The following is a 6449-nucleotide window of genomic DNA, read 5'->3' on the forward strand; positions in this document are numbered from 1 at the left end:
GCCGGATTATCCGTGGAGATGCCCTGGCGCATGCGCCAAACATAGAAACTGCGCAGCGCCGAGGCCAATCGCGCCAGACTCGCCGGTTGGGCGCCGCCGCGATGGCGCGCGGCCAGCAGTTCGCGCACGTCGGCCACCGTGACCCGGGTCCAGTCGTCGATGCCGCGCCCGGCGAAATAATCGGCCGCCGCCGCCAGATCGCGGGCATAGCCGGCCACCGTATGCGCCGAGGCACGGCGGGCATTCTGCAACTGAGCGAGATAATCCCCGATCGAGATGTCTAGGGCCTGTTGCCGTTTCATACGACGCCGCGCCGACGGCTATTTTTTCGCAAGACAAGGCGCAGCGGGCGTACGGTAGTCACTCTACCGTAGCGCGCTGCAACGATGGATTGCGGGAAAATAGCCGCCGGCCCTTCGGGTTGCGGCCCCAAATCGCGCCATCCGGCGTTGCAGAGCTTGACCGCAGAATGACTGCGGTCGGCGCTCTGCGCCTTGGCTGACACGATTTGGGGTTGCAACGCGGGGCCGTATGAAGCGGCAACAGGCCCCAGGGCGTCGCGCCGGTCCACGCCGGTCTCGTCAGCCGTCACGACACGCCGTAATCAGGGCAGCCGCTCGGCGCCCAGCAGGCGACGCAGGGTAGCCGTGAGCAGATCGCCGAACAGTTCCACGAACAGCGTGCCCATCTCCGGCGTGAAACGCTTGGGATCGGCGCTGGCGAGCACGATCGCGCCGTGCACGCCGCTGCTGCCCAGCGGGATCAGCGCCGCGCTGGTCATCAGGGCGTCGTCATCGGCGGCGAACAGGGCTTCGGCCTGGGTTGCGCTCAGTTCGCCGCAGATCGGCTTGCCGCGACGAAAGACATTGGTGAGCGCGCGGCTTGCATCCGAATCGTCGCGGAGCGTATCGATACGGCTGATATCGGCGGGCAGCGCGCCCTGGATGCCGAGATATACGCGATCGACCGCCAGATGCTCGCGCAGACAGGCGACGAGCGCTTCGACCATCGCATCGGCCGAAACCGCGCCGGCCATGATCCGGGCCACGCGATTGAGCTGGACCACGCGCTCGTGATTGCTCCGGGCCGTGGCCAGCAGTTCCTCGAAGCGCGACTGGATCTTCGCGTTGGTCTCACGCAGCACGCGCACCTGACGTTCGATCAACGAAATGGCGCTGCCCGAGGCGTGCGGCACATCCATCGCCTCGAAGGTCTCGGGATGGCGGCGCAGAAAATCCGGATGCGCGGCGAGATAGGCCGCGACATCGCTCTCGTCGAGATCGGTCGATACGGTCTGTTTTTTGGCTTCGTTCATGGTAGGCGATCTTTACGACAGGGCTGTCGTCGGCGAGGCAACAAACGCGTCGGTTGCCCGCGACAGCGACTCTATTCAGACGATACCAGTTTACCCTCGAACACGCGCTCGGCCGGGCCAATCAGCACGGCCGGCGCGCTTTCGCCTTCCCAGCGTACACGCGCGGTGCCGCCGGGCAGATCCACGCGCACCTCGCGATCCAGATCGCCCGCGGCGATACCGGTCACCACGGCCGCCGCCGCCCCGCTGCCACAAGCCAGCGTTTCGCCGGCGCCGCGCTCGAATACACGCAAACGGACATGATCGCGGGCCACGAGTTCACAGAAGCCGACGTTCACGCGTTCGGGAAACGCGGGGTGACGCTCCAGCGCCGGGCCGACGCGCTCGACCTCGGCGGCGGCCGCGTCGGGCACACGGATCACCGCATGCGGATTGCCGAGCGCGACCGCGGCGAAAACCACCGACCGCCCGGCGACATCGTCCAGGCGATAATTCGCGGCGCGCACGAAGCCGGTTAGCGGAATCCGAGCCGGCTCGAACTCGGGTCGGCCGAGCGCGACCGAGAACAGGTCGCCGTCGAGCGCTTCGAGCGTCATCTGCCCGTCGCGGATATCAACCACGATACGGGTTTTGTCGGTGAGCCCGGCCTCGCGCACATAGCGCAAAAAACAGCGCGCGCCGTTGCCGCATTGGCCGGATTCGCTGCCGTCGGCATTGAGAACACGATAGGCGAAATCCGCGGCGGCGCTGCGGGCCGGCTCGACGATCAGGATCTGATCGCAGCCGATGCCGAAGCGCCGGTCGGCGATACGCCGGGCCGTCGCTTCGTCGAGCGCGACCGGCGCGCGCGTGGCATCGAGCACCACGAAATCGTTGCCCAGGCCGTGCATCTTTGTGAAAGCCATACCCATGACGTCGCACTCACTCAATTCGCGGTCTTGGAATCGTCGTTGGCGCCGCCGCTGTTGCGCCCGCCCCGGATCACCTGCCTGCGCTCGGCCGCGTCCCGATCGTCGTTCACGCTCGGCAGATCGCCGTGGCGATCGCGCACGGTGGCGGTCGTGGCCAACGCGGCATGCCGGCGGCCACAGATCAGGCTGAGCCGGATGCGATCACCCGCGCGATAGGCGCGGCTCGGCGAATACAGAGCCACTTCACGCCGGCCGGGCTCGAACCGCACATCCTCGCCCGCGGCCACGGTGATCCGCGCGAGCGGCTGCGCGTCGCCGCCGGCATCGTTGGACGATTCCGCCGCGGCCGCCTTGTTCTGAAACACCGCACGATCGAAGGCGTCGCTGGATACACCGTTGACGGTCACCGGCTTGGAGCCGTCATTGTACAGCGTGAAATAGCCGAGCATTTCGCGCGAACCGGTATACGCGGGCGCCACCCAGGCGTCATGAACGGCTAGCTTGCCGCAGCCGGGCGCCGGATCCGATTGCCCACAGCCGGCGAGCACGCCGGCCAGGCCGGTCGTCGCCAGAAGGATCGGAATCGACGAATGCCGCATGCGCTGCGCTCCTGTCGTGCTCGTGGCGCCGGACACGCCGATCGTTCCATGCAAAACAGTATTTTACCGCTTTTTTATCTCGCATTGTCCCGCTGCCGTTAAACGGCTACCGATTAAAGCGAATCGCGCTCTGCCCACCGACGAAGTGTCCAAATACCCGTATCCGAACCCGCCTAGGCACGCCCGTCTATTCGCAAGTATGTCTTCGTGGCGAAGCTGGCGGTTCAGTCGCTTCTTTAGTCGCAAGGGGTCCGCTGGCGCAGCCGAGCAACAAGCTGCAAAACAGCAAGCCGGATCAATTAATACGCAAACAAGAGCGAGACGCTTCGAGTCTGTGTCGATAGCTTAAATGAAAAGCTGATATCGCCCTACTTGATCTTCAACGGAGCATATATGCCCGCACAAGCTGAATATCCGCTGCTCAGTGCCTTGATCGACTGCCGGTTCGGCGAGCCGGAGACTGAGATTGCTGATCAAGTTCGCGATCTCGTCAAAAGCATTGACCCCTCATCAAGTGATTCATTCATCTCGCAGATCGACCGATGCATCGAACGTCTGGAATCGAACTCGCGACAGGAGATCTTCAACGAGTCTTTGCCGCACACGATTTTCGATGTTTATTTCAGCATTCGACGCATCCAGCCCGCACGGCTTGAGGACGCTCTGCGCGGCATTCTCTTTTCGTACCGAAACCTGATCGTGGACAAATGCGCGACCAGTACGTCGCTGTCAAACGACGACTGGCAAACGTTGCTTGACGGGCTTGTTGTCGGCATTGAAACAACTGTCTCCGTGACCTCCCAATCCCGGCAGGTGATTCGTGCAGTCAGCTGAGCGAGAACATTCTGCCAAGTCTCGATGGAAAAGTGGCCATCAGGTCTTTATTGGCCTGATCCAAGCCTTGACCCTAGCTCTCACCGGCTTCGATCGCGCATTTGCTAACGGACGAATCCGTGAGGCCAAGGAGCATCTGGTCAGCGCCTCGAAACTTATGGGCGCGTCGATACAGGCCATGCGCTTCGCGGCTGATTTCGATCCAAAGGACTACCACCGCGTGGTTAGGCCTTCGATGCCTGAGAAGTTTAGCGGCCTCGATGCGCTTGACCACAAGCTGATGGTTCAACAGATCCGGGGCATGAAAGACCGACTGGCGGATTTGCCGCCTGCTCTACAACCGGACGCCGCAGAGCTCGAGCGCACAGTCGCACGTGCGTACGACGCGCATTCGCACGTTTGTGAGCGGTTTGTCGGTCGTGAAATGAGCCTTCGGGAAAACCCGCACGAAACACCGGCCCCGGATGTCTTGCTGAATTTCAAAACAATGCGGCTGGACCCGTTCGCCCCGACCGATAGCGTCTTACGAAGGACTCGAAATGAATAGCAACGCCATTGAAGTCCAGCATCTAAGCAAAGCGAACAAGCGGTTACAAGATGGATTTTTGCATCTTCCTGCTATGGCCGACCAAGTCGACTACTCGCGCGTCGAAACGATCATGAAAAAGCTCGCTACGCGTATGCAGGACAACTACCCGTACCACCATGCGTTCTATCTTGGTCAGATGCTCAAGCCGCCACATCCGATCGCACGTGTGGCTTATCAGAACGCAATGTTGATCAATCCGAACAATCATGCCCTCGATGGCGGTCGCGCAAGCTCGGACCTGGAAAAACAGGTCGTAGTCGATATCGGCAAGATGCTGGGCCTGCCCCAGACACTGGGGCATCTGACGAGTGGCGGGACCATGGCGAACCTGGAAGCTTTATGGGTAGCCCGTGAAGAAACTGATGGCAGATGCGTGTTGGCTTCCGAACAAGCGCACTACACGCATTCACGTCTCACGAATGTTCTCGGTCTCTCGTTCGACGCGGTCCCGGCCGATCCGAAAGGCCGTATGTGCATGCGACGCCTCGAAAAGCGACTGTCCAAAGGCGACGTCGGGACGGTCGTGGTTACGATGGGAACCACGGCACTGGGCGCCGTCGATCCGCTGGCCGATGTTCTTGCACTGCGCGCGAAATATGATTTTCGCGTACACGTTGATGCGGCCTACGGCGGCTATTTCATCCTGGATGAATCACTTGGCAGTGAAACACGGCGGCATTTCGACTGGGTAGCGCACATTGACTCGATTTCCATCGATCCACACAAGCATGGCCTGCAACCCTATGGATGCGGCTGCATCCTGTTCTCGGACCCCGCGGTCGGGCGCCATTACAAGCATGACTCGCCTTATACCTACTTCAGCTCGACGGAACTTCATCTGGGAGAAATCAGCCTCGAGTGCTCGCGGGCGGGCGCCGCAGCCTGTGCACTCTGGGCAACGATGCAGTACTTCCCGCTCGTGCTTGGCGGCGAATTTGCCGATCGACTGACTCAGAGCCGAGCGGCCGCGAAGCGTCTCAAGTCGTTCCTGCTTGACGACAATCGTTTTCGTACGCCCTGGAACCCGGAACTCGACATCGTCGTGTGGATGCCGAAAGGCACCTCGGCTCGCGACATCTCGGCTAAGTCGGCAGCTATATTCGAGCGCGCCGCTCAGCGCGACGTGCATCTTGCATTATGCAAGGTGCCCAAGCACCTGATCGTCGCGGCTGACATACCGGTGAGCTGGGACGACGATCACATCACCTGCCTGCGGGCGTGTCTAATGAAACCCGAGCACGAGGAGTATTTCGACGCGATCGCTGATCGGCTGGCCGCAGCTTTCGATGACGCTCTCGAAACAGAGTCTCTACAAGGAGCACGTCATGCCTCTTGAACCTCTCGCCATCGATCCGGCCACGATTGTGGGCACCATCAATCGACATGATTGGCCCGGCTTCGTCGCTCGGTGCCATTTTGATGCCCGCTATGAAGACTACGGCCAGGGTATCAAAGCCGAGTCGGCGCCGGTTTTAATCGAGAAACTGCAGCGATGGGTGCAGAGCTTTTCCGACCTATCGATCGAACTCGCCCGCTCGATCGAGCAGAAAAACGGCGCCGCTTGCGAAGTTATTTTGCGTGGCACGCACACCGGCGCACTCCCCGTAGTCGATGGCGTGATACCGCCGACCAGTCGCCCGATGGTAATACCGGCCGTAATGCTGATCGGCTCCGATGGGGAAAAGATCCAAACGATTGACCTGTACTACGACATGGTCACGCTGCTCGATCAGCTGGCCGTCGTCGAGTGACTCAGTAACGCAGGGAATATGCGACATGGATGAGCCCTCTGATATCGAAGACGTATCAACCATTAAGGCGCGCTGGGCCTCGGAAGGATTTGACTGCACGATCTGGCACGACGTGCCGGGCAAGAACTGGCCGCCGATCGTTCATCCCTACGACGAGAAGGTGATTCTCCTCGAAGGGCAAGTCAGTTTCGTGATCGACGGCGAGCGGGTCGATCTCCAGCCCAACTTGGAGATTTTTGTGCCTGCCGGGGCGCGCCACACCGTTCACAATCCAGGACCGGCGGTCAACAAATGGGCCTATGGCTATAAAAACCAGCAGCCAGCTTCGAATGAACGACAGGTGAAAGCATGAGTGTACTGATGCTACTCAGTGGCGCATCGCAGATTCGAGGGACCGATGGCCAAGTATACCCAACTGGGTACTGGCTCGAGGAATTCGCGGTGCCCTAC

General features: G+C 61.1%; 9 protein-coding genes. 5 read left to right on the forward strand and 4 right to left on the reverse strand.

The window, feature by feature from the left end; translation table 11 throughout:
• From VFJ08_RS01095 to VFJ08_RS01110, 4 genes are all read right to left on the reverse strand, one after another.
• A partial coding sequence (locus tag VFJ08_RS01095; protein WP_324994270.1) for a site-specific integrase occupies positions 1 to 302 on the reverse strand: 302 nt, incomplete at its 3' end.
• 302 nt (positions 303 to 604) lie between these two features.
• A complete protein-coding gene (locus tag VFJ08_RS01100; RefSeq protein WP_324994272.1) occupies positions 605 to 1315 on the reverse strand; it encodes a DUF484 family protein in 711 nt (236 codons plus the stop codon).
• Positions 1316 to 1386: 71 nt separating this feature from the next.
• Complete coding sequence (dapF, locus tag VFJ08_RS01105) at positions 1387 to 2226, reverse strand: diaminopimelate epimerase (protein WP_324994274.1); 840 nt, start codon at positions 2224 to 2226, stop codon at positions 1387 to 1389.
• A 14-nt stretch (positions 2227 to 2240) separates the two neighbouring features.
• A complete protein-coding gene (locus VFJ08_RS01110) occupies positions 2241 to 2825 on the reverse strand; it encodes a copper chaperone PCu(A)C (RefSeq protein ID WP_324994276.1) in 585 nt (194 codons plus the stop codon).
• 393 nt (positions 2826 to 3218) lie between these two features.
• On the opposite strand from VFJ08_RS01110, the gene VFJ08_RS01115 reads away from it, so the two are divergent.
• The 5 genes from VFJ08_RS01115 to VFJ08_RS01135 are packed head-to-tail and all read left to right on the forward strand — an operon-like array spanning position 3219 to position 6351.
• On the forward strand, positions 3219 to 3659 hold the full coding sequence (locus VFJ08_RS01115; protein ID WP_324994278.1) for a hypothetical protein: 441 nt from the start codon (positions 3219 to 3221) through the stop codon (positions 3657 to 3659).
• Positions 3646 to 4206 (forward strand): hypothetical protein, encoded by a 561-nt coding sequence (locus tag VFJ08_RS01120; RefSeq protein WP_324994280.1) that lies wholly within the window; start codon positions 3646 to 3648, stop codon positions 4204 to 4206. The genes VFJ08_RS01115 and VFJ08_RS01120 overlap by 14 nt, the downstream gene beginning before the upstream one ends.
• Positions 4199 to 5584, forward strand: a complete 1386-nt coding sequence (locus VFJ08_RS01125; RefSeq protein ID WP_324994282.1) for a pyridoxal phosphate-dependent decarboxylase family protein — start codon at positions 4199 to 4201, stop codon at positions 5582 to 5584. The genes VFJ08_RS01120 and VFJ08_RS01125 overlap by 8 nt, the downstream gene beginning before the upstream one ends.
• Entirely contained in the window at positions 5535 to 5999 is a 465-nt protein-coding gene (locus VFJ08_RS01130; RefSeq protein WP_324994284.1) for an ester cyclase, read from the forward strand. Before VFJ08_RS01125 ends, VFJ08_RS01130 begins: the two co-directional genes overlap by 50 nt.
• 25 nt (positions 6000 to 6024) lie before the next feature.
• Positions 6025 to 6351 carry a cupin domain-containing protein gene (locus VFJ08_RS01135; protein WP_324994286.1) on the forward strand — a complete coding sequence of 109 codons (327 nt, stop codon included), beginning with the start codon at positions 6025 to 6027 and terminating at the stop codon, positions 6349 to 6351.
• Positions 6352 to 6449: the final 98 nt, after the last annotated feature.

It is taken from the genome of Salinisphaera sp., assembly GCF_035690525.1.
Lineage (GTDB): Bacteria > Pseudomonadota > Gammaproteobacteria > Nevskiales > Salinisphaeraceae > Salinisphaera.